The sequence below is a fragment of the Acholeplasma sp. ORD1043 genome, assembly GCF_057808485.1.
The window spans coordinates 19,206-43,338 of the sequence record NZ_JAQLOJ010000015.1 but is presented as its reverse complement, the minus strand read 5'-3'; the positions used below and the strand labels follow the sequence as shown (position 1 = coordinate 43,338).

29 protein-coding genes and 1 other annotated feature are annotated in these 24,133 nt (G+C 32.8%); of the genes, 23 read left to right on the top strand and 6 right to left on the bottom strand.

The window, feature by feature from the left end; translation table 11 throughout:
* Positions 1 to 43 precede the first annotated feature (43 nt).
* Both rpsD and PG914_RS06195 read right to left on the bottom strand, forming a co-directional pair.
* The gene (gene rpsD / locus PG914_RS06200; protein ID WP_488822848.1) at positions 44 to 640 is read right to left on the bottom strand and encodes a 30S ribosomal protein S4; all 597 of its coding nucleotides are present in this window, start codon (positions 638 to 640) and stop codon (positions 44 to 46) included.
* Positions 641 to 807: 167 nt separating this feature from the next.
* A complete protein-coding gene (locus PG914_RS06195) occupies positions 808 to 1,272 on the bottom strand; it encodes a GAF domain-containing protein (RefSeq protein ID WP_488822846.1) in 465 nt (154 codons plus the stop codon).
* A gap of 54 nt (positions 1,273 to 1,326) precedes the next feature.
* On the opposite strand from PG914_RS06195, the gene thiI reads away from it, so the two are divergent.
* Genes thiI through PG914_RS06175 form a run of 4 tightly spaced genes read left to right on the top strand, consistent with a single transcriptional unit; the run spans position 1,327 to position 6,015 of the window.
* Positions 1,327 to 2,571 (top strand): tRNA uracil 4-sulfurtransferase ThiI, encoded by a 1,245-nt coding sequence (gene thiI / locus PG914_RS06190; RefSeq protein WP_488822844.1) that lies wholly within the window; start codon positions 1,327 to 1,329, stop codon positions 2,569 to 2,571.
* Entirely contained in the window at positions 2,568 to 3,269 is a 702-nt protein-coding gene (locus tag PG914_RS06185) for a TrmH family RNA methyltransferase (RefSeq protein WP_488822842.1), read from the top strand. Before thiI ends, PG914_RS06185 begins: the two co-directional genes overlap by 4 nt.
* On the top strand, positions 3,269 to 4,165 hold the full coding sequence (locus tag PG914_RS06180; RefSeq protein WP_488822840.1) for a hypothetical protein: 897 nt from the start codon (positions 3,269 to 3,271) through the stop codon (positions 4,163 to 4,165). Before PG914_RS06185 ends, PG914_RS06180 begins: the two co-directional genes overlap by 1 nt.
* 8 nt (positions 4,166 to 4,173) lie before the next feature.
* Positions 4,174 to 6,015: a beta-N-acetylhexosaminidase gene (locus PG914_RS06175; RefSeq protein ID WP_488822838.1), complete on the top strand. Its 1,842-nt coding sequence runs from the start codon at positions 4,174 to 4,176 to the stop codon at positions 6,013 to 6,015.
* Between the two features lie 45 nt (positions 6,016 to 6,060).
* On the opposite strand, the gene def is transcribed toward PG914_RS06175, so the two are convergent.
* On the bottom strand, positions 6,061 to 6,648 hold the full coding sequence (def, locus tag PG914_RS06170) for a peptide deformylase (RefSeq protein ID WP_488822837.1): 588 nt from the start codon (positions 6,646 to 6,648) through the stop codon (positions 6,061 to 6,063).
* A 43-nt stretch (positions 6,649 to 6,691) separates the two neighbouring features.
* On the opposite strand from def, the gene PG914_RS06165 reads away from it, so the two are divergent.
* The 11 genes from PG914_RS06165 to PG914_RS06115 all read left to right on the top strand — a co-directional run bounded on the left by PG914_RS06165 (position 6,692) and on the right by PG914_RS06115 (position 13,719).
* On the top strand, positions 6,692 to 7,387 hold the full coding sequence (locus tag PG914_RS06165) for a pseudouridine synthase (protein ID WP_488822836.1): 696 nt from the start codon (positions 6,692 to 6,694) through the stop codon (positions 7,385 to 7,387).
* Between the two features lie 4 nt (positions 7,388 to 7,391).
* Entirely contained in the window at positions 7,392 to 7,625 is a 234-nt protein-coding gene (locus tag PG914_RS06160; RefSeq protein ID WP_488822835.1) for a YlbG family protein, read from the top strand.
* Positions 7,626 to 7,700: 75 nt separating this feature from the next.
* Positions 7,701 to 7,937, top strand: coding sequence for a 30S ribosomal protein S16 (rpsP, locus tag PG914_RS06155; protein ID WP_488822852.1), 237 nt, complete (start codon positions 7,701 to 7,703; stop codon positions 7,935 to 7,937).
* Between the two features lie 23 nt (positions 7,938 to 7,960).
* Positions 7,961 to 8,209 (top strand): KH domain-containing protein, encoded by a 249-nt coding sequence (locus tag PG914_RS06150; protein ID WP_488822834.1) that lies wholly within the window; start codon positions 7,961 to 7,963, stop codon positions 8,207 to 8,209.
* A 6-nt stretch (positions 8,210 to 8,215) separates the two neighbouring features.
* The gene (gene rimM / locus PG914_RS06145; RefSeq protein ID WP_488822833.1) at positions 8,216 to 8,689 is read left to right on the top strand and encodes a ribosome maturation factor RimM; all 474 of its coding nucleotides are present in this window, start codon (positions 8,216 to 8,218) and stop codon (positions 8,687 to 8,689) included.
* A complete protein-coding gene (trmD, locus tag PG914_RS06140; protein ID WP_488822832.1) occupies positions 8,686 to 9,417 on the top strand; it encodes a tRNA (guanosine(37)-N1)-methyltransferase TrmD in 732 nt (243 codons plus the stop codon). Before rimM ends, trmD begins: the two co-directional genes overlap by 4 nt.
* 81 nt (positions 9,418 to 9,498) lie before the next feature.
* Positions 9,499 to 9,861, top strand: coding sequence for a 50S ribosomal protein L19 (rplS, locus tag PG914_RS06135; RefSeq protein WP_488822831.1), 363 nt, complete (start codon positions 9,499 to 9,501; stop codon positions 9,859 to 9,861).
* A gap of 117 nt (positions 9,862 to 9,978) precedes the next feature.
* Positions 9,979 to 10,971 (top strand): LacI family DNA-binding transcriptional regulator, encoded by a 993-nt coding sequence (locus tag PG914_RS06130; protein ID WP_488822830.1) that lies wholly within the window; start codon positions 9,979 to 9,981, stop codon positions 10,969 to 10,971.
* A 222-nt stretch (positions 10,972 to 11,193) separates the two neighbouring features.
* A complete protein-coding gene (gene tyrS, locus PG914_RS06125; RefSeq protein ID WP_488822829.1) occupies positions 11,194 to 12,429 on the top strand; it encodes a tyrosine--tRNA ligase in 1,236 nt (411 codons plus the stop codon).
* 19 nt (positions 12,430 to 12,448) lie between these two features.
* Complete coding sequence (locus PG914_RS06120) at positions 12,449 to 13,291, top strand: diacylglycerol/lipid kinase family protein (RefSeq protein WP_488822828.1); 843 nt, start codon at positions 12,449 to 12,451, stop codon at positions 13,289 to 13,291.
* Positions 13,292 to 13,401: 110 nt separating this feature from the next.
* A complete protein-coding gene (locus tag PG914_RS06115; protein ID WP_488822827.1) occupies positions 13,402 to 13,719 on the top strand; it encodes a rhodanese-like domain-containing protein in 318 nt (105 codons plus the stop codon).
* 24 nt (positions 13,720 to 13,743) lie between these two features.
* Here PG914_RS06115 and trpS read toward each other — a convergent pair whose 3' ends face one another.
* Positions 13,744 to 14,751, bottom strand: coding sequence for a tryptophan--tRNA ligase (trpS, locus tag PG914_RS06110; protein WP_488822826.1), 1,008 nt, complete (start codon positions 14,749 to 14,751; stop codon positions 13,744 to 13,746).
* A 53-nt stretch (positions 14,752 to 14,804) separates the two neighbouring features.
* Positions 14,805 to 14,984: a binding site (T-box leader), on the bottom strand.
* A 34-nt stretch (positions 14,985 to 15,018) separates the two neighbouring features.
* Entirely contained in the window at positions 15,019 to 16,779 is a 1,761-nt protein-coding gene (gene pepF, locus PG914_RS06105) for an oligoendopeptidase F (protein ID WP_488822825.1), read from the bottom strand.
* Between the two features lie 241 nt (positions 16,780 to 17,020).
* On the opposite strand from pepF, the gene spx reads away from it, so the two are divergent.
* Positions 17,021 to 17,488, top strand: coding sequence for a transcriptional regulator Spx (gene spx / locus PG914_RS06100; protein ID WP_488822824.1), 468 nt, complete (start codon positions 17,021 to 17,023; stop codon positions 17,486 to 17,488).
* Positions 17,489 to 17,548: 60 nt separating this feature from the next.
* Here spx and PG914_RS06095 read toward each other — a convergent pair whose 3' ends face one another.
* Positions 17,549 to 18,100, bottom strand: coding sequence for a CYTH domain-containing protein (locus PG914_RS06095; protein WP_488822823.1), 552 nt, complete (start codon positions 18,098 to 18,100; stop codon positions 17,549 to 17,551).
* Positions 18,101 to 18,258: 158 nt separating this feature from the next.
* Here PG914_RS06095 and gap point away from each other — a divergent pair, with 158 nt between their 5' ends.
* The 7 genes from gap to PG914_RS06060 all read left to right on the top strand — a co-directional run bounded on the left by gap (position 18,259) and on the right by PG914_RS06060 (position 24,133).
* Positions 18,259 to 19,272 carry a type I glyceraldehyde-3-phosphate dehydrogenase gene (gene gap, locus PG914_RS06090; RefSeq protein ID WP_488822822.1) on the top strand — a complete coding sequence of 338 codons (1,014 nt, stop codon included), beginning with the start codon at positions 18,259 to 18,261 and terminating at the stop codon, positions 19,270 to 19,272.
* 210 nt (positions 19,273 to 19,482) lie between these two features.
* Positions 19,483 to 19,812, top strand: coding sequence for a hypothetical protein (locus PG914_RS06085; protein WP_488822821.1), 330 nt, complete (start codon positions 19,483 to 19,485; stop codon positions 19,810 to 19,812).
* Positions 19,812 to 20,840, top strand: a complete 1,029-nt coding sequence (locus PG914_RS06080) for a V-type ATPase subunit (protein ID WP_488822820.1) — start codon at positions 19,812 to 19,814, stop codon at positions 20,838 to 20,840. The genes PG914_RS06085 and PG914_RS06080 overlap by 1 nt, the downstream gene beginning before the upstream one ends.
* An 11-nt stretch (positions 20,841 to 20,851) precedes the next feature.
* Positions 20,852 to 22,777 (top strand): V-type ATP synthase subunit I, encoded by a 1,926-nt coding sequence (locus PG914_RS06075; protein ID WP_488822819.1) that lies wholly within the window; start codon positions 20,852 to 20,854, stop codon positions 22,775 to 22,777.
* Between the two features lie 2 nt (positions 22,778 to 22,779).
* Positions 22,780 to 23,229 (top strand): ATP synthase subunit C, encoded by a 450-nt coding sequence (locus PG914_RS06070; RefSeq protein WP_488822818.1) that lies wholly within the window; start codon positions 22,780 to 22,782, stop codon positions 23,227 to 23,229.
* 16 nt (positions 23,230 to 23,245) lie between these two features.
* Positions 23,246 to 23,554, top strand: a complete 309-nt coding sequence (locus tag PG914_RS06065; protein WP_488822817.1) for a V-type ATP synthase subunit F — start codon at positions 23,246 to 23,248, stop codon at positions 23,552 to 23,554.
* A 9-nt stretch (positions 23,555 to 23,563) separates the two neighbouring features.
* Positions 23,564 to 24,133 (top strand): hypothetical protein, encoded by a 570-nt coding sequence (locus PG914_RS06060; RefSeq protein WP_488822816.1) that lies wholly within the window; start codon positions 23,564 to 23,566, stop codon positions 24,131 to 24,133.

Here is a 24,133-nt window from a genome sequence, read left to right as displayed (position 1 = left end):
AAAGCACTTCGCAAGAAGTGCTTTAATTTTATTAGATAAGTTATTATCTTGAGTAGTATTCTACGATTAATTGTTCGTTGATATCATGTAAGAATTCGTTTCTTTCAGGATATCTTGAGAATGTTCCTACACCATTGTCATCTAAAGCGATGAAGTCAACTTTAACATATTGAGCTTCTTTAGCGTCTTTAACAACAACTAAGTTTTTGCTCTTTTCTCTTAAAGCGATTTTTTGTCCTGGTGTTAAACGATATGATGGAATATCCACCTTGTTACCGTCTACTAAGATATGACCATGGTTTACAAGTTGTCTAGCTTGAGCACGAGTTCTTGCAAAACCTAAGCGATATACGATGTTATCTAATCTAGCTTCAAGAAGCTTTAAGAAGTTTTCACCAGTTTTACCAGGTAACTTAGACGCTTCAATGAAAGTTTTATGGAATTGCTTTTCAGAAACACCATAAGTGAATCTAACCTTTTGCTTTTCTTGAAGTTGTACACCGTAGTCTGATAATTTGCTACGACGTTGTCCATGTTGACCAGGTGCGAATGGTCTCTTCTTTAACTCTTTTCCTGATTCAGAAATTGAGTAACCTAATCTTCTTGATACTTTCCATGTTGGACCAGTATAACGTGACATATTGAATTTACCTCCTCTTTGTAAATTTTGGGTAAACACACCATTATATTCCAAATATAATCCATTGTTCCTTTTCGATTCCAAGCAGATGGAATGTACTTAGTTCACCTTAAGTGCAAGGATATTTACTTGATCTATTTTGGCCTGCTTTTGACCGCTTATTTATTTTATATTAAACCCTTATTAAAGTCAATGTATTTAGTTAAAATCTTAACGTAATCTTCTAAAAAATGTACCAATTGTGTGTCAAATCTCTCAACTATCGGTGCATCTAAATCTAAAACACCATAAACATCCGATCCATTCATAATTGGAACGACAACTTCAGACTGAGAATTTGGGTCACAATAGATATGATTTTCTATTTTAGATACGTCAGGAACGACTTGAGTTTTCTTTTCAATAAACCCAGTACCGCATACACCTTTACCTGGAGCAATCACATTACATGCAACTTTTCCTTGGAAAGGTCCTAAGGTTAAATTGGTTCCATCAAACAAATAAAAGCCAACCCAATTAAGGTTATCTAGGTTTTCTTTTAAGAATGCAGCAGCATTCGATAGTAAAGATAAAGTGTTTGGTTCGGACTTAAATAGATTATCCGCACTTTCTAACATTAATTTATAATTCATTTTAATCACCACAAATAGTATATCACTAGTGATATAATAAAAGAGGTGATTAGCATGAAAGAAATTATATTAGTTAGGTTTGGCGACCTCGTCCTAAAGGGAAAAAATAAGCCAGCCTTCATCGACCAGGTTAAAAGATTATTAAAGAGTAAGTTAAAAGGTATTGATGTAAATTTTGAATACCAACATGACAGAATCTTTATTCATATTAACAAAGACGATAGGGAACAAGTTTTAAATCAACTTAAATATGTATCTGGTGTACATTCATATTCGTTTGTACACAGAACAGAAAATGATTTAGATCAAATTGCTGCAAAAGCAATTGAAGTTATTCCAAATGAGATACCTTTGCCTACTACTTTTAAAGTCGATACTAAAAGAGCGGATAAGAGATTCCCATTGTCATCTTTAGAAATCAGTCAACAATTAGCGGCTAAAATACTACCTAAAATTAGCGGTTTAAAAGTAGATGTTCATAATCCTGAATATACATTAAATGTAGAAATAAGACACGATGGTGCCTTTATTTATATTGGTAAAATTCCAGGATTAGGTGGTTTCCCGATTGGTATGGGAGGTAAGGCATTACTGATGTTATCTGGTGGTATTGATTCACCAGTTGCAGCATACCTAATGATGAAACAAGGTGTTGAAATCGAGTTATTCCACTTTGAATCAACACCATTAACACCACTTGAATCTGTTCAAAAAGTTATTGATATTGCTAAAAAGTTAGCACCATATATGACTAGAAATAAGATTAAACTTCACTTAGTACCATTTACCAAGATTCATGAAGAAATCTTAAAGTTTGTTTCTGATCCATATATTATTACGATTATGCGACGTATGATGTATCGTCTGGCTGAACGTTATGCAAAAGCAAACGATATTGCAGCAATCGTCAATGGTGAATCAGTTGGACAAGTTGCATCTCAAACATTAGATTCGATTAATGTCGTTGAAAATGTAACAAATATTCCAATTCTAAGACCGGTGATTACATATGATAAAAAAGATATCATTTTAATTTCTAAGATGCTTGGAACATATGATGTATCAATTCGTCCATTTAATGACTGCTGTTCAATTTATGTTCCAAGAAGACCAGTGACACACCCTAAAGTAGAATACGCTTTAGAAGAGGAAGCAAAACTTAATGTAGAAGAACTCATGGTTCAAGCATTAGAAAATATTTCAACTGTTATGATTAATAAAGATACAGATTTAGAAATAGCATTATACGGCTTTGAAGTTAAAGAAGCTCTAAAAACTTATTACGGGGATAAATCATGATCATTTCTAAAGATAACCAAAAGTTTAAATCATGGATGAAATTAAAACTAAAGAAATACCGTGATCAAACCGGGTTATTTTTAGTTTATGGCAAGAAGATGGTTGAACTTGCTATAAGAAACAACGTTGTAGATGAAGTTATTACAACAAACGAAAATTATGAAGGTACATTAATTAGTGAAGCATTAATGAAAGACTTATCACAAACTGAAACTACACATGATATCATGGCGGTTTGTAAGAAAGATAGTCAAGTTAAAACATCTAAAAATGTACTTGTTTTAGATGATGTACAAAATCCAGATAACGTAGGAGCCTTGATCAGAAGTGCGCTTGCTTTTGGGTTTAAACATGTTGTTTTATCAAAAAATAGTGTAGACCTTTATAATGATAAAACATTAAGAGCAACTGTTGGTGCAATTTTTGATGTCTATACAGAACGACTTGATTTAGTTCCATTTTTATTAAAGATGAAAGAAAAAGGGTATCAACTCTTTGGTGCAGATGCACATGTATCAGCAAACCAACCAGTATCAGACATACCACTCGTTTTAGTTTTAGGTAATGAAGGCAATGGACTATCAAAAGAAGTGAAAGCAGTTTTAGATGGATTCATTAGAATTGAAACAGAATCTGTTGAATCATTAAATGTTGCAGTTGCAGGCAGCATCTTAATGTATGAATGGGGTGTGAAATAATGAAAGCTCAAATTTCGACATATCTTGATTATTTAAAGGCTGACTTAGATACTCAAATTGAAATGTTTAAATCTTTAAAACTAGATGGTGCATTTTTGAGAAAACTAGGTGGAAAGTCGCTGCTTCAATTTACTGAAGAAGAAATAAATAAGATTAAGTCTTTTTATAAAAAGATAGATATTGTAGCTGTTGACCCTCTCATTAAATCGCCTCATATAGATAATAAAGAAGCACTCGATAAGTTTAAAGTCGACCTAGAATTAGCAGCAAATTTAGCTAAAGATCTTGGTGCGATTAATCTTGTTTATAGACTTCCGATCTTTACAGATATTACAAAAGAAAAAGATATTGTTCTGCCTATCATCAATGAACATTTATCAATTATAAGAAAAAAGAAATTAAACGTATTAATTAAACAAGAAAAAGAACATTTATCTCAAACATATCGCTATGTATTTGAAAACATTAAAGATTCAAAAGTTAAGTTCATTTTCGAACCAGCTTTGCTTTTCCAAATGGGTGAAGCAATAACAGCAGCATTTAGAATTCTATACGACTATATTGGTGTACTGGTTGTTGATGATAAAGACCCATCTGGTGCATCCAGATTAATTGGTACTGGTAAGTATTTAGATTTAAATGATTTGTTCAAAAGATTTGTTAAAAAAGAATACGAAGGTTGGGTTGTATTAGACTCAGGGTTAATTGAACAAATCAATCAAGCAAGTAAATCAAATTGGTTTGAAAAAACATTCTTCAAACAAAAACGTCATGAGAATAAGATTCTTTTTGATTATCAACAGAAGCACAAAAACACAGACATGACTTACATGATTAATATTCAACTTGCAGTACTTTTCTTGGTATTCCAAAATAAAAAAATCAAAATAGATTAGGTGAAATGATGAAAACAATAGGGTTAAGCAACACACTCATTAAAGGTTTTGAAGTCTTTAAAGAACGTTATGAATTAGAAAACTTATTTAATGAAGTTAACTTTTTTGAAAGTGATGTACTTTCAATTGAGTTTTCAAATAAGAAGTTAAATCTTGGATATAAACATTTAAGTGATATCTTCTTTGGATTAGGTTTAGTTATTCAAAAGAAACAAGACTTTAGCTTAAAAGTGTCTAAACGTGTTGAACGCCTAACCTACATGGTCGATGTTTCTAGAAATGCAGTTCTTAAAGTAGAAACAATCAAAAAATTAGTAGAATATTTAGCATTCTTTGGATACAGTAGTTTACAACTTTATACTGAAGATACATTTGAAATGGAAGATGAACCTTACTTTGGTTATATGCGTGGTGCATATACTAAGCAAGAAATCAAAGAAATTGAAACGTATGCTGCAAACTTTGGATTAGAACTTGTACCATGTATTCAAACACTTGCACATCTAAATGGTATTAAAAGATATGGTGCATATTCAGGACTTTTTGATACTGCAGATATACTTTTAGTTGAAGATGATAAAACGTATGAATTGATTGAGAAAATGATCAAGACATCACATGATAACTTTGGTTCAAAATATATTAATATTGGCATGGATGAAGCATATATGCTTGGCCGTGGTAGATATTTAGACAAACATGGTTTAGTACCAAGATTTGATATCATGGTGAACCACTTAAAACGTGTCTTAGAAATTTGTAAGAAATATGGCTATACACCAATGATGTGGAGTGATATGTTCTTTAGAATGGCTATGACTAATTACTATGATGATTCAGGTATTCCAAAAGAATTCTTGGACAAAGTACCAAGTGATGTTGAATTAATTTATTGGGATTATTACAGAACTGAAGAAGCACACTACTTAAAGAATTTAGATAAACACTTACAATTTAATAACCCAATTAACTTTGCAGGTGGTGTTTGGAAATGGATTGGATTTACACCATCAAACAGATTCTCACAAACTGCTGCTTATGTTCAAATGAAGGCTATTACACAAAAAGGAATTAAACATTTCATGGTAACTTCATGGGGAGATAACGGTAATGAAGCATCAGCGTTCTCAGTTTTACCTTCAATTGCTTACTATGGCTATTTAACATACTTTGATAGTGAAGTTAATGATGCATTTAAATCATTCTTTGAAGGTGCAACATCGGTATCATTTGACCGCTTTATGTTAGTTGATTCAGCAAACTATTTATCAAATAATGTGAAAGACTTAAATTCAGCTAATAAACATTTCTTATATAATGACATCTTACTTGGATTAATGGATACAGCAGTTGAAAAGAAATATCCGTCAATGTTTAAAAAGTATGCAAACCAAATTTTTGAAAACCTTGGTAACTTTGGTGAATTTGAATACTTATTCTATACTCAATATAAACTATTAAATACACTTTCTAAAAAAGTTATGCTAGGCGTTTTATTAAGAGAAACTTATAAAGAAAAAGACATAACTAAACTTAAAAAACTTGTCTCAAAATTAAAGAGTACAGTTAAAGCGCTAGATCAATTCCACGAGACATTTGAAACACAGTGGTCAAGAGAAAATAAAGCTTTCGGTTATGAAATTCAAGATTTAAGAATTGGTGGTATAAGATCAAGAATGCTCACTGCAATTGAAAAGGTGAGTGCATATATCAACGGTGAATTAGAATTGATTGAAGAACTAGAAGTTGATTTACTTGATTATTATGGTGGATACGATAAGTATAACAAAGTTAAGCACATTGTTGAATATCGTTACTTACCTTTAGTTTCTGTAGGAGTTAATGTTTAATGATAAAAAAAGCATACCCAGCTTTGGGTATGCTTATTCATTAAATTATTCAGTTGTTTTTGAATCTTCTTCCTCATCAACTTCAAACAGAGGAAATGCATTTGGTAATTCTGGATATAATTTAGTTGTAAACATAATGCCTTCTAAATGATCGAATTCATGTTGGAAGACAATTGCAGGATAACCGATGAACTCACGTTCTATTGGTTCTGCAGTTTCTGTTTCTAAATTTAAATGATAACCCTTGATTCTAATACCATATTTTCTTGGTGTAATACCTTCGGTTTCTCTATCAACAGATAGGCAACCTTCGCCACCTGGAATAAAACATTCTTCTTTGGTTGCACCAATAATTTCAGGGTTAATCATTATGTATGAATAGAGTGTTCCATCTAAATCTTGGACATGCATAGCAAACATACGTTTAAGTTTGTTTACTTGTGGTGCAGCAAGACCAACCGATGGTCGTAGTCTATATTTCTTAACTTTTTCATCATCTTGAGAATTGATCACATACTCTAGTAAATCTTTGCCTAATTTGATATCCTCTTTAGAAAGTGGAAGTAAAACAGGTTTTGATTTAGTCGTAAGCGTTGGATGACCTTCTCGAATAATATTTTGCATGGTTATCATCAGGGTTTCACCTCAAAAACATTATAGCATAAGGAGTAAACATGTGCGATTAGATAAGTTACTTTCTAACCTGAAATATGGGAGTCGTACCGAAATTAAATCATTTGTTAAAAAAGGACTTATTACTGTTAATGGTAAAGTTGTTAAGTCTGCTGATTTAGATGTTAAACCTGAAACGGATTTAATTACTTTAAATAATGAACAAATTTACTATAAAGAGACAATCATTTTAGCAATGCATAAACCAGCCGGCTACATTTCTGCTAATCAAGATAGAAAAGATCCTGTGGTTACTGATTTATTACAAAAACCTTATGATAAATTTGACTTTAAGATTTGTGGTAGACTAGATAAAGATACAGAAGGGTTACTAATTCTTACAACCAGTGGTGATATTCAACATGAAATTACCCATCCTAAAAAGCATCTAGATAAGATTTATGAAGCCACACTTGATAAGCCATTTAATGATGATGCAATGCAAAAATTATTAAATGGTGTAGAATTAACCGATACTGATGGTGAAATTTATTTCACTGCTGCAAAGAATTTACATTATAATAGTAATAAGGTTGAAATTACCATCGATGAAGGTAAGTTTCATCAAATTAAAAAAATGTTTGCTAAAGTTGGTTTTACAGTTACTTATTTGAAACGCATTCAAATTGGTGAACTAAAACTAGATTTAGAACTTGGTAAATATAAAGAAATCGTCTTAAGTGACATCAAAGGGAAGTGAACTTATGCAAATTGAACGTGTTGCATACATCGTTGACTTTAAAGGAAAAGAAGTTCCTAAGAAGTTAGAGAACATGGATATCCATGTGGCCTATGTTTCAAAGAAGGCAAATTACGCAATTGTATACTTCGATAAAGTAAAAGGTGAAAAGACTTTAATCTCTCAATTACAAAACATTAAGGGATTTATTGGGGTATATCCATCACTCTTCTTTAATGAAGAAGCAAATATTAAATAATGTCAAGGAAAAATACTTGACACCTTTATTATTTATGATAGAATATATCAGGAATTAAATTTAAAAGGAGACATAATTATGGTTAAACTACGTTTACAACGCTTTGGTAATCACAAACGTCCATTCTACAGAATCGTAGCTGCAGACGCAAAAGCACCAAGAGATGGTAAATTCTTAGAAATCCTTGGTACATATGAGCCAATCAAAGGTACAGTTTTAGTTAACAACGAAAAAGTTGCTAAATGGATCGCAAATGGTGCTCAACCAACTGATACAGTTAAGAGTTTATTCAAGAAGTTCGATATTAAATAATCTTTAAGGGGGTTAAAAAACATATGGCAGTTGATTTTGAAAAATTAATCAAACAAATAGTGGTGCCATTAGTGGTTTCCCCAGATGATGTTCATGTCAAAGTTTTAAGTGAAGAGGCTGGAGTGGTACACATTCAACTCCTAGTCAACTCTAATGACTTAGGCAGAGTAATTGGTAAAGGCGGTAAAATCGCAAGTGCCATTCGTACCATTGTTTACGCAGGTGCATCCAAAGAAGGCAAAAGAGTGCACATCGATATCGATGCGTATTAAAATCTGATGATGTATTCAATTGGTAAGATCGTGGCAACCCACGGCATTAAAGGTGAAGTTAAAATCCTATCGCATAGTGATTTTGACAGAATCAAAATAGGTCACACTATTTATGCTGGTGATACACCACTGAAAATTCGTTCTGTACGCAGACAAAATGAATATTATCTCGTAGGGTTTGAAGGTTATCTTACATTAACCGAAGTCGAACCACTTAAGAAAAAAGAAGTATTTACAACTGAGGAGCCAACCCTTGGTGAAGATGAATTCCATCTGCCTAAACTTGTCGGTAAAGACGTGTTTAGTATGAATCAAATTCATTTGGGAAAAGTTGAGTCATTAGTTGAAGTACCTCAAGGTTATTTACTTCGAATTGAAACAAATGATAAAAAATTGGTTTATGTTCCTTTTGTGAATGCTTTTGTTAAAAGTATTTCAGATGAGGGTATTATGATTGAAACCATTGAAGGATTAATATGAGAATCGATATTGTAACGATTTTTCCTAACTTTTTTAATGAATTTCTAACCACCAGTAAAATTAAGCATGCAATTGAAGATGGAGCTGTTTCTATCAATATTCATGACTTAAGAGATTATACTGATCTTAAAGGTGGCAAAATCGATGATACACCTTATGGTGGTGGTGCAGGTATGTTAATGATCTTCCCACCATTTTACAAACTTTTACAAAAATTAAAAACAGAAGATACTTATACAATTTTCTTATCACCACAAGGTCGCGTATTCAATCAACAAATTGCAACTGAGTTTAGAGACACCAAGAAACACCTCATCTTAATTTGTGGACATTATGAGGGGATTGATGAACGCGTATTAGAGTTTGTTGATGAAGAAATCTCTATTGGAGATTACGTATTAACAGGTGGTGAAATTCCTGCAATGGTTATCGTTGATGCCATTACAAGGCTGTTACCAGGCGTTATTAACGAAGCATCTTATATTGATGACTCACATCAACAAGGCTTACTAAAGTACCCACAATACACCAAACCAGAAGTTTACGAAGATCGCCGTGTGCCTGAAGTATTACGTTCAGGGCATCATGAAAATATTCGTAAATGGAGATTATATATGAGTCTTAAAAAGACTTATACAAAACGTCCGGATTTAATAGAAAAGAAGGTTCTTTCTAAAGAAGAATCTAAAATTCTTGATCAAATTAAAAAAGAGATTGAATCTAAATAGTGATTCAAGTATAATAAAAAAGGCACGCTGGTCCGCTGAGTATTCTACTCAAGAACAGACGTTAAAATAAGGAGTCTATATATGGCAAAGTTAAAAGGTCAAGCTTTAATAGCTGCAATTACTGCTAAATACATCCAAGATCGTCCATCTTTCAAAGCTGGTGACAACGTAAAAGTTTACGTTAAGATCAAAGAAGGTAACAAAGAAAGAATTCAGTTATTCGAAGGTTTAGTTATCAAACGCCAAGGCGGTGGCATCTCAGAAACTTTCACAGTTCGTAAGGTTTCAAATGGGGTCGGCGTTGAAAGAACATTCCCTGTTCATTCACCAGCTATCGATCGCTTAGAAGTATCTCGTATTGGGGTAGTTCGTCGTGCGAAGTTAAACTATATCCGCGCATTAAGCAAGAAAGCTTCAAGAATCAAAGAGAAAAAACAAGATTAAGACTAACCGGCTTCGGCCGGTTTTCTTTTTCATGAAAAAATTTTCATTTTGTTACATTACACATTGTAAGCACTTCCATTATATGTTATAATGGTTTCAATAAAGAGGTGATTTTTTATGAGCAATGCGACTATTTATGATGTTGCTGGTGCTGCTGGGGTATCATTAGCTACTGTATCAAGAGTACTAAACTCACCAGAAAAAGTAAAAGAAGAGACACGTTTACGTGTATTAAAAGTGATTAAGGAATTAGGTTATAGACCTAATGTAATCGCTCGTGGGCTTGCATCTAGAAAAACTACTACCGTTGGGGTTGTTATTTCTGATATCACGAGAGCATCTGTTGCACAAATGTTAGGTGGTATTTCTGATATTGCAACCAAATATAACTATTCAATCAAGTTATTTTCAATTCCTGAAGATGCTGATGTTTTAGATGCCTTACAAAATATTGTTGCTGAACAAGTCGATGGTATTTTATATCTAAACGATGAACTATCAGATCGTGATGTGGAATTATTAAAACGAATGTTTAATGATAATAACATTCCATACGTGTTTGCTAACGTTGTAACAACCGACCCGATTGTTCCAACTGTTTCAATTGATTATGCTAAAGCTGGTTATGAAATCACTAAAAAGATGATTGATAAAGGATGTAAAGATATTTACTTCTTATCAACTGCACGCCGTTATTCAGTAAATGATAAAAAAGAAGAAGGTTATACAAAAGCGATGTTAGAATCTAACCTTGAACCGCGTATCTTTAGAACAAGTGGAGATACTGCGATCAACAGACCTCACTTTGAGACATTCTTCGCAGACATCAATGTTGATGGTGCAATCGCAGTTCGTGACTCAATTGCAGTATCATTCTTAAATACAGCGATTATTAATGGTAAAAAGGTTCCAGACAATCTAAAAATTGCTGGTTTCCAAAATACAAAATATGCAGCACTAGCGCGTCCTGCATTAACATCAATCGATATTCCAGTTTATGATATCGGTGCAGTTTCAATGAGATTATTAACTAAATTAATGCAATCTAAGAGTGTTGAAAATACTAGAATTGTTCTTCCTCATAGAATTGTTGAAAGAGAATCAATTTAATCGGTCGATGAATTTGACTTAAGTAGTCTATACAACTAAGTAAAGAAATCTAGTGGTTGATGCAAACTAGAAGTTAATGTATGAGATGAATTACACCAAATGAGACCGTTGAAATAATGAGTGCGTAATATGATTATTACGAACTAAGGTGGTACCACGAATTAACTCGTCCTTAGACTAATTTTTAGTCTAAGGATTTTTTCTTAAGAAAGGATGAAAAACATGAACTTATACGATGAACTTATATGGCGCGGCATGGTTAAAGATGTTTCTAATGTCGAAGAAGCCAAAAAATTAATGAATGAGAAACAAACTAAATTCTATGTTGGATATGACCCAACAGGCGAATCACTAACGGTTGGACATTTAGTCCAAATTGTTAGAATGAAATATCTTCAAAAACATGGACATATTCCGGTTGTTTTAATTGGTGGAGCAACTGGTTTAATTGGAGACCCTAAAGAAACTCAAGAAAGAAAGTTATTAACATTAGACCAAAGTCTGGCTAATGCGAATAAGATTGAAACTCAAATTAAAAAGTTACTTGGTGGAAATGCTATTTTTGTTAACAACTATGATTGGATTTCAAAAATAGATACCATTACTTTTTTAAGAGATTATGGTAAGTACTTTAATATTGCATATATGCTAGCTAAAGATACTGTTCAAAAGCGAATTGATATTGGTATTTCATACACTGAATTCTCATACATGATCTTACAATCGATTGACTGGTTACATTTATTTAAAGAACAAGATGTTAAAATCCAATTTGGTGGTTCAGACCAATGGGGTAACATTACATCAGGGTTAGAGTTAATTAGAAAAGTTGTTGGTGAAAATGATGCAGTTGGTTTATCATCACCACTCCTATTAAAAGCCGATGGTACTAAATTTGGTAAGAGTGAAACTGGTGCGCTATGGTTAGATGAAAATCTAACATCACCATATGAACTATACCAATACTTTTTTAATGCCTCAGATAAAGATATTGAAAACTACTTAAAATTATTAACTACACTAGAACGTGAAGAAATTGAAACTTTATTAAAAGAATCAAGAGAAAAACCAGAGCTTAGAATTGCTCAACGTCGTTTAGCTGAAGAAGTTGTCACCTTTGTTCATGGTAAAGAAAAACTAGCAATTGCCTTAGAAGTTACTGAAGCTTTATTTAGTGGTGATTTTGAAAAGTTAAATGAAGAAGCCTTTGTCACATTAGAAAAAGTACTTGATAAAGTTGAACTAACTGATGAATCAACATTGGTTGAATCTTTAATCAAGGCTAATCTTGCATCTTCAAATCGTGAAGCACGTGAGTTTATCCAAACAGGTGCTGTAAGTATTAATGGCGAAAAAATTACTGATTTAAACTATACTATGAACATGGCATCTAAAGTGTTTAACAAATACGTTATTTTAAGAAGGGGTAAGAAAAAATACGCACTTGGCGTATTCTAATCTGTAGGATAAATCGTATATGGATATTATTTTATATAATCCACTATCTTCTCGTGGGAAGAATGTAAAAGTTGCAGAAAAACTAGAAAAGAAGTTAAAAAAACAAGGTAAAGAAGTCATTGTTATTAATCTTTTAAACATCATTGATGTTAAAGAATTTCTAGAAAAGCATAATGATAGTGACAGAATCATCATCTTAGGTGGTGATGGTACACTGCATAGAATTGCTAATCAAATTGAAGGTTATGAAATTAAACCAGAAGTGTACCTTTATAAAGCAGGTACTGGAAATGACTTCATTAGAACAGTTCCAGTTAAAAAGAAAATGGCGAACATTAAACCATATCTTCAAAATTTACCAGCAATGTATGTAAATGGTAAAAGAGAACTTGTTATTAACGGTGGCGGTGTTGGTCTTGATGGTTTAGTTGCATATAAAGTCAACAAATCAAAAATGGAAAAGAGTAAATCAAACTTCTTTGTAAACTCATTTGCAGGATTTAAAGAATTTAAACCAGTTGGTGCTAAATTCAATGTCGATGGTAAGGAGTTTACTGAGAAAAAGGTTTGGTTTGCATCTGCAATGTATGCTAAATACTTTGGTGGTGGTATGGCAATTTCACCTAAGAAGAAAAGAAGCGAGCATGAAATTGAACTGGTTGTAGTTAGAAACATACCAAAATGGGTTTTAGTTTTAATCTTCCCGACCATTTACTTAGGATGGCATAGAATCTTTAAGCGCTGGGTTAAATTCTACCGTGGACAAAATATTACTGTTGAATTTGATCAACCATCATATCTTCAAATGGATGGTGAACATGAATATCCAGTATTAAAATACGAAATTAGAATGGAAAAATAATAAAGTTAGTGGGATTTTCCACTAACTTTTTTTATTCCTATGCATATTTTATCTTTATCTTATTTATCTTTCATAAAATAGAATAAGTGATTTACTTATGAGGTATGATTATGTATAAAACAGTATTAACAAATGAACTTGAACAATTAATGAGAAAAAATGATTTAAATATCATTGATGTTAGAGAAATAGATGAGCTAGAAGAAGGACATATTAAAGGTGTCATTCATATGCCTATTTCTAAGTTTGCAGCAAACATCAAAAAGATTAATAAAGATGAAATGTATTATGTAATTTGTAGAACCGGCAATAGAAGTGGTGAAGTGTGCCAAGTATTATCTAAGATTGGTTATAAAGTAACGAATGTTTTAGGTGGTATGAGTACATACCAAGGTGATGTAGAATTTAATATGGATGATGTGAAATAAAAAAATAAGTGATTCCAAATGGAATCACTTTTTTCGTTGTAAACCAAGGCGAGAGAGTACCTTGGATATTTTACGTCTTGCATAAGTAGACGCTTTATCGCGACCCTTATCAAGAATGTTGTCTAATTCTCCTGATGCGATGAGTTCATTGTATCGTTTTTGAATGCCCTCAATATGATCTCCAACAATATCAGCTAATTCTTGTTTGAACTTAGCGTATGAGGTTTCATTCTCGTATTGTTTAACGATATCTTCAATTTCACGATTGGTTAATGCTGCATAAATTGTTAACAGGTTAGATATACCTGGTTTTTTCTTTTCGTCAAAATAAATCTTAGATTCAGAATCAGTAACAGCTGACTTAATCTTATTTTTGATTTGAGCAATTTGGTCTTGTAGTAAGATATATGCTTTTTCACTTTCGGAATCAGACTTACTCATTTTCTTTGTTGGGGCTTGAAGATTTTTAATCTTCGCGCCAACTTTAGGTGTAAAACCATTTGGTACTACAAATGTATCACCGTATTGTGAGTTAAATCTTTCTGCTAGTGTTCTTGTTAATTCTAAATGTTGAGTTTGGTCTTCGCCAACTGGAACGATATCCGCATCATATAAAAGAATATCGGCAGCCATTAATGCAGGATATGTAAGCAGAGAAGTTCTAACTCCTGTTGCTTGTTCTTTCTTTTTCTTTTCCTTATATTGGACCATGCGTTCCATTTCTCCAATATAAGCAGTAGATTCCATGATGTAACCAAGCATTGGATGTTCTAAAACTTCTGATTGAACAAATAAGGTTACACGTTCAGGGTCTAATCCACATGCAATATAAAATGCTGCAATATCTCTCACTCTTTTTCTTAAGAGTTGTTTATCTTGTGGGGTAGTAATTGCGTGAAGATCAGCGACAAAGATGAAAAACTCAGTGTCTTCTAATTGATCTTGTAGTTTAACAAATTGTTGGATTGCCCCAATGTAATTACCTAATGTTAATTCACCGGTTGGTTTAATACCTGAAACTAAGCGTTTCATAAAATCATCTCCTTGTGTATAAAAAATAAAAACGTCCCTAAAAGTAGTTAACTTTTAAGGACGAATATAAATCCGTGGTGCCACCTTAATTCTACGCAAACTGCATAGCACTTAAGATTAAATTGTATGACTCCAAGGCCCATTCGCTAAATGTTTATCTTGCATTTCACCTAATCTTGCAAGTCTCTTATAAATAAACTAAATTTAGTTACTTACCTTATCAACGTCACATTTATTGTAACATATAATGCATAATTTAAAAATATATTATTTTAATGCTTCTTCAAGTTGATCTAAAAGTGCATCTAATCTTTTAACAACTGCTAAGAATGTATCTTTATTTGTTAAGTCAGCACCAGCCATCTTAGCTTGGTCTACTGGATACATTGAACCACCTGATTTTAACATCTTAACGTAGTTATCAAATGCACCAGGAACGTTAGATTTAACTGAATCATAAATCTTTAGTGATGCTGCAAATGAAGTTGCATATTGATAAACGTAGAATGGTGTGTGGAATAAGTGAGGGATATAAGCCCAAACATATTGTTTTCCAGGTTCTTTAGTAATATCTAAACCATAGTAGTGTTGATATAAATCAATCATGATCTTAGATAAGTTTTGTTCAGAGATTGGGTTTCCTTCTGCAACAAGTTTGTTTGCTTCAAATTCGTATGTTGCAAATAATACTTGACGGTAGAAAGTAGAATGAATATTATCAATAGCCATTGTTAATAATTCAATCTTTTCTTGTTTTGTAGAAGCATTTTGAACGAGATAGTCTAGTAGGGCATGTTCATTGAAAGTAGAAGCAATTTCAGCAACAAAGATTGTATAGTCAGCAATTGGCATTGGTTGAGCACCATTACTAAAGATTGTATGTGCCGAGTGACCAGCTTCGTGAGCAAGCGTGAAGACTGAATCTAATGTGTCATTATGGTTTAAAAGGATGAATGGATGTTGTCCGTAAAAACCTGATGAGTAAGCACCAGTTCTTTTACCATCTTGAGGATATGCATCAACAAAACCGTCTTCAATAGCTTCTAGTTGAGCTTTTTTAAATTCTTCTGGGAAACTTTGGATAGATTTAATGAATAATTCTTTAGCTTGTTCATATGGATATTTCTTATCTGATTTTGCAAGTGGTAAGAATCTATCATAAGTATGATACGCATCTAAGCCTAAAGATTTCTTACGGATTTCAATATAACGTTTTAATGGTGCTGTGTTTTCATAAGCAGCATCTTTTAAGTTTAAGTAAACTGATTGAGGGATGTTATTATGGAAAAGTGCAGCTTCTAACGTTGATTCATAGTTTCTGCTCTTAGCATTCGCTGCAAGTTGTTGTAAGACTAGGTTGTAAGTTGCTGCAAAAGCACTCTTATTTTCAACATACTTTTTGTATAAAGTTTTAAAAATTAATTCTCTATCTTGAGCATTTGTTGAGTTTTCAAGTAATGCTCTAAATTGAGCTTGAGAAACAACAACTTCTTCACCAGTTGATAAAGTGATTTTTTCATCTTTTCTATCAATTGTTGCAAGTGATTGATAAAGTGCAGTTGGTACTGATCTTGTTGGACCAAAGTTAGCAAGTAATTTTTCTTTATCTGCATCTAGAATGTGAGTTTGTCCTCTAAATAACTTTTGATAGTTAAATAGATGAGGTTTTAAAGATTCATCCTTAGCTAAAAAAGCATAAACCTTTTCTTCACCAAGACCGATGATCTCAGGTGATACGAATGATGCAACTTGTGACCAATCTGATAGAAGCAGATTAACTTGTTGGCTTCTTGAGAGTTTATCGGTATCTTTTAAATTAAGATCTGAACCTAAATGTGCATAGGAGTAAACTTTAAATAATGTCTTAGAGATTTCTTCATCTAATTCATGATACTTTTTAAAGGTCTCAAAGTCGCCTAATTTACCTTTGAAATCTGCAATCTTTGCGATTTCTTTTTTTAATAATTCAAAATCTTTTGCCCAAGCTTCATCAGATGGATAAAAGACAGATAAATTCCATTTCGACATAAATAATACCTTCCTTATATATAAATTGTTACTATTATATCACTACCTAACTAATAAGTTAAGCAAAAAAAATGACAGATAAGTCGCGATTTAACATTTTTACTAATGAATACGTTTTCATTTGAACATCTTAGGTATTTTTCCTCTATGCTCTTGCATATCATTTGACAACACCTTATAATAAAGATAGTCACCCAGAGGTGAGGAGACTTCATTTTATAGACTTGAAAGGAGACTCTCTATGGTAACAATCTACACCACTCCATCATGTTCATCTTGTCGTAAAGCAAAGAAATGGTTAGACGAACATAAAGTTGCTTATGAAGAAAAAAATTTATTCAATCACCGTATTTCTGATGAGGACATCGAGATGATGTTAAATCATGCAGAAAATGGATTTGATGATATTATTTCAACGCGTTCTAAAATTTTTAAAGAACAAGAATTAGAAGTTGAAGATATGTCAGTATCTGAGTTAAAATCATTTATCATCAATCATCCATCTGTTTTAAAACGCCCAATCATTGTTGACAACAAGCGTATGCAAGTAGGTTACAACGATGAAGAAATCAGAGTATTTATTCCTAAACGTTTAAGAGAAATGATTATGAGAGAAAACTCAGAAGAGGATTTCACACATTATCAAGAGACTTTAAACAGATACTTTGCGACAGCAGCAGAAACTAATCAAGAAGAAGTAGAAGAATAGCCGCTTGGCTATTTTTTTTACTTTCGTATTGAGCATAAAAAAGCATCCAGTTAAGGATGCTTATCTAACGATACATGTTAATGCGCGTTCACTCTTGCGCTTAGTTGGTTTAAACTCAATATTGTGAGTTTTTAAGAATTCATTAAAGATTTGAGCACCAGTTTCATAGTGGTCAACTTCATACTCAATTTCATAGTCTGTTACACCGCAATATTCGTTGTAATCTAAGAAGAGTGTACCACCTTCATAAGGTGTTGAAGCTCTAAAATTATCTAAAGATGTTTGGTAGGTTACGAAGAAATCAATTTGTTCGAAGAAGTTTTTGGTATAAAAACCATTTTTCTTCATATCTAAAGCTTGTTCTTCAGTAAGTAAGACATGGTATTCAAATGCGCCATGTTCATTTTGACTCTTTAAAGTCAGTTTATATTTATCACGTTTTTGACGAATACGTAAAACCATGGATTGATGGTTTAAATCAAGATTTGCTGTATCAAAATAGTGATTTGTCTGTTTGAAAACATTGTTTTCCAATGAAAAAGCCTCAATTAAGGTCTCATATTGATCTTTACTGATCTGGGTTTTAAATTCAATTTCAACATTAAAGTGCATGCTAATTCCCTCTCGTTAAGATTATATCACATAAAGGTAAAAAGTGTTACTCGTTATTAATAATAACTAGTAAACGTTTACACGAATATTCTTGAAGACAAATTGATAACAATTATGTTATAATTACCTTGCAAAAACCAATTAGGAGGAATTTAAATATGGCTATTAAAGTAGCAATTAATGGATTTGGTCGTATCGGTAGATTAGCTTTCCGTTTAATGTTCGGAAAACCTGAATTTGATATCGTAGCTATCAATGACCTTACAGATGCAGAAACTTTAGCATACCTTTTAAAGTATGACACTGCACAAGGTGGTTACAAACAAGATTCAATTTCTTTCGAAGGCGATAAATTAATCGTTGACGGAAAAGCAGTTACTGTTTACGCACAAAAAGACCCTGCTCAATTACCATGGGGCGCTTTAAATGTTGATGTCGTATTAGAATCAACAGGTTTATTCACTTCAGCTGACAAAGCTTCAGCTCACATCACTGCAGGTGCTAAGAAAGTTGTTATCTCAGCTCCAGCTACTGGTGAAGGTATCAAGACTATCGTTTACAACGTAAATGATAACATCTTAGATGGTTCAGAAACAATCGTTTCTGCTGCATCATGTACTACAAACTGTTTAGCTCCAATCGTTAAAGTGTTAAACGAAAACTTCGGTATCGTTCAAGGTTTCATGACTACAGTTCATGCTTACACTAATGACCAATCATTAATGGACGTTCCACACAAGAAAGGTATCATGTCAAGAAGAGGTAGAGCAGCTGCTGCTTCAATTATCCCTTCATCAACTGGTGCTGCTGCAGCAATCGGTTTAGTATTACCTGAATTAAAAGGTAAATTAGATGGTACTGCATTACGTGTTCCAACAATCACTGGTTCAGTTGTTGACTTAACAGTTGAATTAAACAAAGATGTTACATTAGCTGATATTGATGCCGCTTTCCGCGCAGCAGCTAACGAAACATTAAAATATGAAGCAGATCCAATCGTTTCAAGTGACGTTATCGGCACTCACTACGGTTCAATCTACGATGCTAACACTACTCAAGTGTTAAAAACAAACCCAAGATTTGTTAAAGTTATGTCATGGTATGACAATGAAATGTCATATACTGCTCAATTAGTAAGAACAATGACTAAACTTGCTTCATTAATTAAGTAATTAAACCATATTAAAAGTTAAACCCCATGTTTATTCATGGGGTTTTCTCTTATTTATATTATTTTTACAATTTTATCCTTGAAAATTATTAGACACAGGACTATAATAGTCAAGGTTAGTCGCTTCTACATAGATATACTAAACTGAATATGATAAACTAATAGATAGTTATAACTATCTTTTATCAAAGTGAAAGAAGGCATCAGTATTATGAAAAAGTTAATTCACGAAGTCATTGAACTCGACAAACAAGCTCAAAATGAAATTTCTTTATTAAAGAAAGAAAAAGAAGAGCTCTTTTTAGCTATTAAAGAAATGCGCACAGAGTTAACAGCTCAACATAAGAAAGCACTTAATAGTGAAATTGAACAAATTGAGAAAGATGCAAAAGCACTATTTGATAAACGTATCTCTGAAATAGAAGCAAAAGCTAAAAATAAGGAATCTAATATTCAAGCATATTATGATGAACACAAGTCAGAATGGATTGCTGACCTTTTAGCATTTATCTCTGACTCAAAAGAAGGTGACGCCTCTTGATGTATGTGGGTAATGCTTTAATCACAAAAATCAAAACCATTCATGCAAATGACTTAAAAGAAAATGATTATAAAGAATTACTTAAAAAATCAACGATTACAGATATTACAACATATTTAAAGAAGCATCCTGCTTATCAAGAAATTTTAGCAGGTATTCCTGAGTCTGCTGTAAATCGTAGCCGTTTAGAAGCTTTAATCCGTCGTCAAAAATTTGATCAAATGATGCGTATTATTAAATTTTTAACGACTGATGATAAATCATTTTATTTATTAAGCTTAGTTCACCAAGAACATAATGTTTTGCTTGCTATGATTAGAAGTTTTATTTCAAGCGAAGTCTATGATGTTGTTGCCGACTTGCCTGTATATTTTGATAGATATTCTAAAATAGATTTTAACGAGATTGCTAAAACAACAAATATGAAAGAGTTTGTTCAAGCCTTAGTTGGTACTAAATACCAAAAGATGTTAAAACCATATGAGAATATCAAAAATGAAGATTTAAAATACTATGAGTTCGAATCCTTATTTGAAAGTGACTACTACAAATACGCATTTGAACATATAAATAAGAATTATAAAGGACGCTTAAAAGAAGAACTTGAACATGTCTTTAAATCCAGAATTGAGATGGAAAACATGATTAAAGTTTATCGTTTAAAGAAGTTCTACCAAGTTCCAGATGAAGAAATAAGAATGATGCTTGTACCAACTACAAGAATACTCCAAAAGAAATTAGATGAGGTCATTTCAATTAAAGACCCTAACGAAATCTTTAACCGAATTATCGATGCAGGTTATAGACAATACATCGGTGATAAAGATCAAGCGTATCTTGAATACTTTGGAGATCATCTTCGATATCATATCGCAAAAAAACTAATGTATTACGCATCTCATCCGGCAAAGGTTTACTTAGGATACATGATTTTATCTGAGTTAGAAGTATCAAATCTAACCCACTTAATTGAAGGTATTCGTTACCAAGTAGCACCTGAGGAAATCCGTATGATGATGGTGTACTAGAGGGAATACTTATGATCGCAAAAATGAAACTCGTCAACTTAAGCACAGATAAAGAGAAGCTAGATGAACTCTTGGCTCGTTTTATCGACTTTCCTGGTTTCCATCCGGTAGACGTTTCGAAGATTGTTTCAACTGTTCATGGTGCTACGGCATTTGAAGGTGAAAATCCAACAGTTGAACTAATCGAACAAATTAAAGAAATCGAAAGTGATTTAGTCTTATCACTGTTACCTGTTAAAACTAGAGAATTAAAAGATTCAATGGATGATATGCATCAGTATCTTGTAGATTCACATGCTGCATTTAGTACTGAATTCAAACGCATCAAACAGTTAGAAGCAGAAAATGAAAAGATTCATGAAGCCTTAAAACAAATTGAAAATCTTGAAGCCTTAGAGTTATCATTCGATGATCTCTTCAATGCGAAATTCATTTCACTTCGTTTTGGTAAATTACCATTTGATTCAGTGGAACGTATTAATTACTATTATCAAAAACCATTCATTTTTATCCCATTTAATGAAGATAAAGAAAAACGTTCATTATGGTGTATGTATGTAACATCAAATGAATATGAACGTGAAATTGATAACTTATTCACTTCAATGTATTTTGAAAGAATCTATATTCCAGAATTCGTTCATGGTACACCAGAGTTAGCTAAAGAAACACTTAAACAAACCATCATTGACAATGAAAAGAAGATGGATGCCTTAAGAGAAGAATTAAGAATCTTAGCACTTCAATACCAAGAAAAACTTGGTGTGATTAAAGGTGAACTTGAATTCTTATACTTAATGTATGAAGCAAGAAAACACGTTGTAGGTCTTGGTGATAGAATATCTATCTCAGGCTTTATTGAAGAAAAACGTGTTCAACAATTTAGAACGTATTTCGAAGGTATCGAAACACTTGAAATTGATGTTGATGATGCCGATTCTGATGGTCGTTTCCAACCACCAACAAAACTAAAGAATAATTGGTTCTCAAAGCCATTCCAAGTCTTTGTTGAAATGTATGGAACACCAACTTATGGTGATGTGGATCCAACAAACTTCTTGGCAATCTCATATTCACTAATCTTCGGTATTATGTTTGGTGATGTGGGACAAGGGTTACTACTAGCATTTATTGGATTCCTACTTGGCAAGTTTAAAAAATGGAGCCTTGGACCAATTGTTATGCGCATGGGAATCTTTGGTGCATTCTTCGGTTTAGTTTATGGTGAAATCTTCGGTAATGAAGAAATCCTTCATCATTTCTACCACGAATTAGGCATATCATTCTTGCCGTTTGTTCCAATGAGTCCTTCAAATACAATGACCTTGTTACTAGCAACAGTCGGATTAGGTTCAGCATTCTTATTAATCTCAATGGTGATTAATACAATGTTTAAATTCAAACATAAAGAATACGCACTTGCCATCTGTTCACCAAATGGTATCTCAGGGATTTTATTTTATGGATTCGTTTTAATTGGTATTGTCCTTGAAATGGGACTAGGTATTAGTGGTGTATTTAATTTCATCACAATTCCAATCCTCATTCTAATTCCAATTATCCTTATTTTCTTAAAAGAACCACTTGAAAGAAAGTTCCATCATGAGAAGATGTTCCCGGATGGATTTGGTGGATTCTTCATGGAAGGGTTCTTCGAATTATTTGAAGTTATCCTATCTTATGTTACAAACACTCTATCATTCCTTCGTGTTGGTGGCTTCGTTCTATCACACGCCGGCTTAATGTTAGTTGTTAAATCACTTGCTGATGGCGGCTCAAATATGGTTGTCATGGCAATTGGTAATTTATTCGTTATGGGACTTGAAGGCTTACTTGTAGGTATTCAAGTATTAAGATTAGAGTTTTATGAATTATTCAGCCGTTATTATGACGGAAGTGGTATTATATTTAGTCCAACCCTACAGGAGGAAAGATAATTATGGAATGGATTTTATTAACAGTTATCGCATTAGGAGTTATCTTAATTGCATTACCTTTAGTCTCAGTATTCAAAGGTACAGTATCAGCTTTATCAGCTAAGAAAAGAATCATCACTCACATCGCATTATTCGCAACATTCTTCTTTGCAGTTGTTATTGTTGCTCCAGGTGTATTCGGTGCCGTATCAGATCCAGGTGTTGCCGAATCAGGTCTTTACTATCAAGCAGCAGCATTTGGTTACTTAGGTGCTGCAATCTCAACAGGTGCATCAGCATTAGGTGCTGGTATTGCCGTTGCCGCAGCTGCACCAGCAGCAATCGGTGCAATCTCAGAAAACCCTAAAAACTTAGGTAAATCACTTATCTTCGTTGCGTTAGGTGAAGGGGTTGCCATCTACGGTTTACTTATCTCAATTCTTATCATCAACGCAATTCCATCTTTAGTATAAGAAAAGGAAATTAATTATGAAGTTTTATCTTTTGAGTGACAATGTCGACACCCTAGTTGGTATGCGACTTGTTGGTATTGAAGGCGTCGTTTTACATGAAAGAACCGAGCTCTTAGAAAAGCTTTCTTTCATCATGCAAGATGAATCCGTTGGCATCGTCTTAATTACAACTAAACTTGTCGAACTCGCACCAAATGTCATTTCAGAGTTAAAACTTAGAAATGTCAGTCCAATGATTGTTGAAATACCTGACCGTCATGGCGGGTCTGAAACTGGTCGCTCGATTGATGAATATGTATCAAAAGCTATTGGCGTCAAACTATAGAGGTGTGTTATGAATATTACAAACTATGATGATTTAGGGGCTTATTTTAAAAAAGCGATTGAGCGTGAATCTCACCGCGAAATTGAAGCCTTAAAAGAAGAAATTAACAAACTAAAGAGTGAGGCGAAAGCATCAATCTTAAAAGAACTCGAAGAAGAACGTGTGGATGTTATTGCGTCTAAGAAACGTGATATTAACAAAAAATACCAAGAAATCTTGGCAGCTCGTCAACGTGAACTCGATCTTTTAGTCATGCAAAAAAGAACCCAACTTTTAGATACATTATTCAATGAACTATTTGAAAACATTAAAACATTTAGAAATAGCAAAGACTATCCAAAATGGTTCAATGCTAAACTTTCAAAATATGATTTAAAAGATTTCCATGAAATCGAAATCAATGAGAATGATAAAAATTTAGTTCCAAAAGATTTAAAAGTCATTATCAATAAAGAAATCATTGCAGGATTTGTTTTACATAAGAAAGAAAAGAATGCGTTTGTTGTTGAAACATTATTATCAAATGTTGAAGCAGCTAAAATTCATTTCTATGAAACTGCTAAATGGTTTACAGAGTAA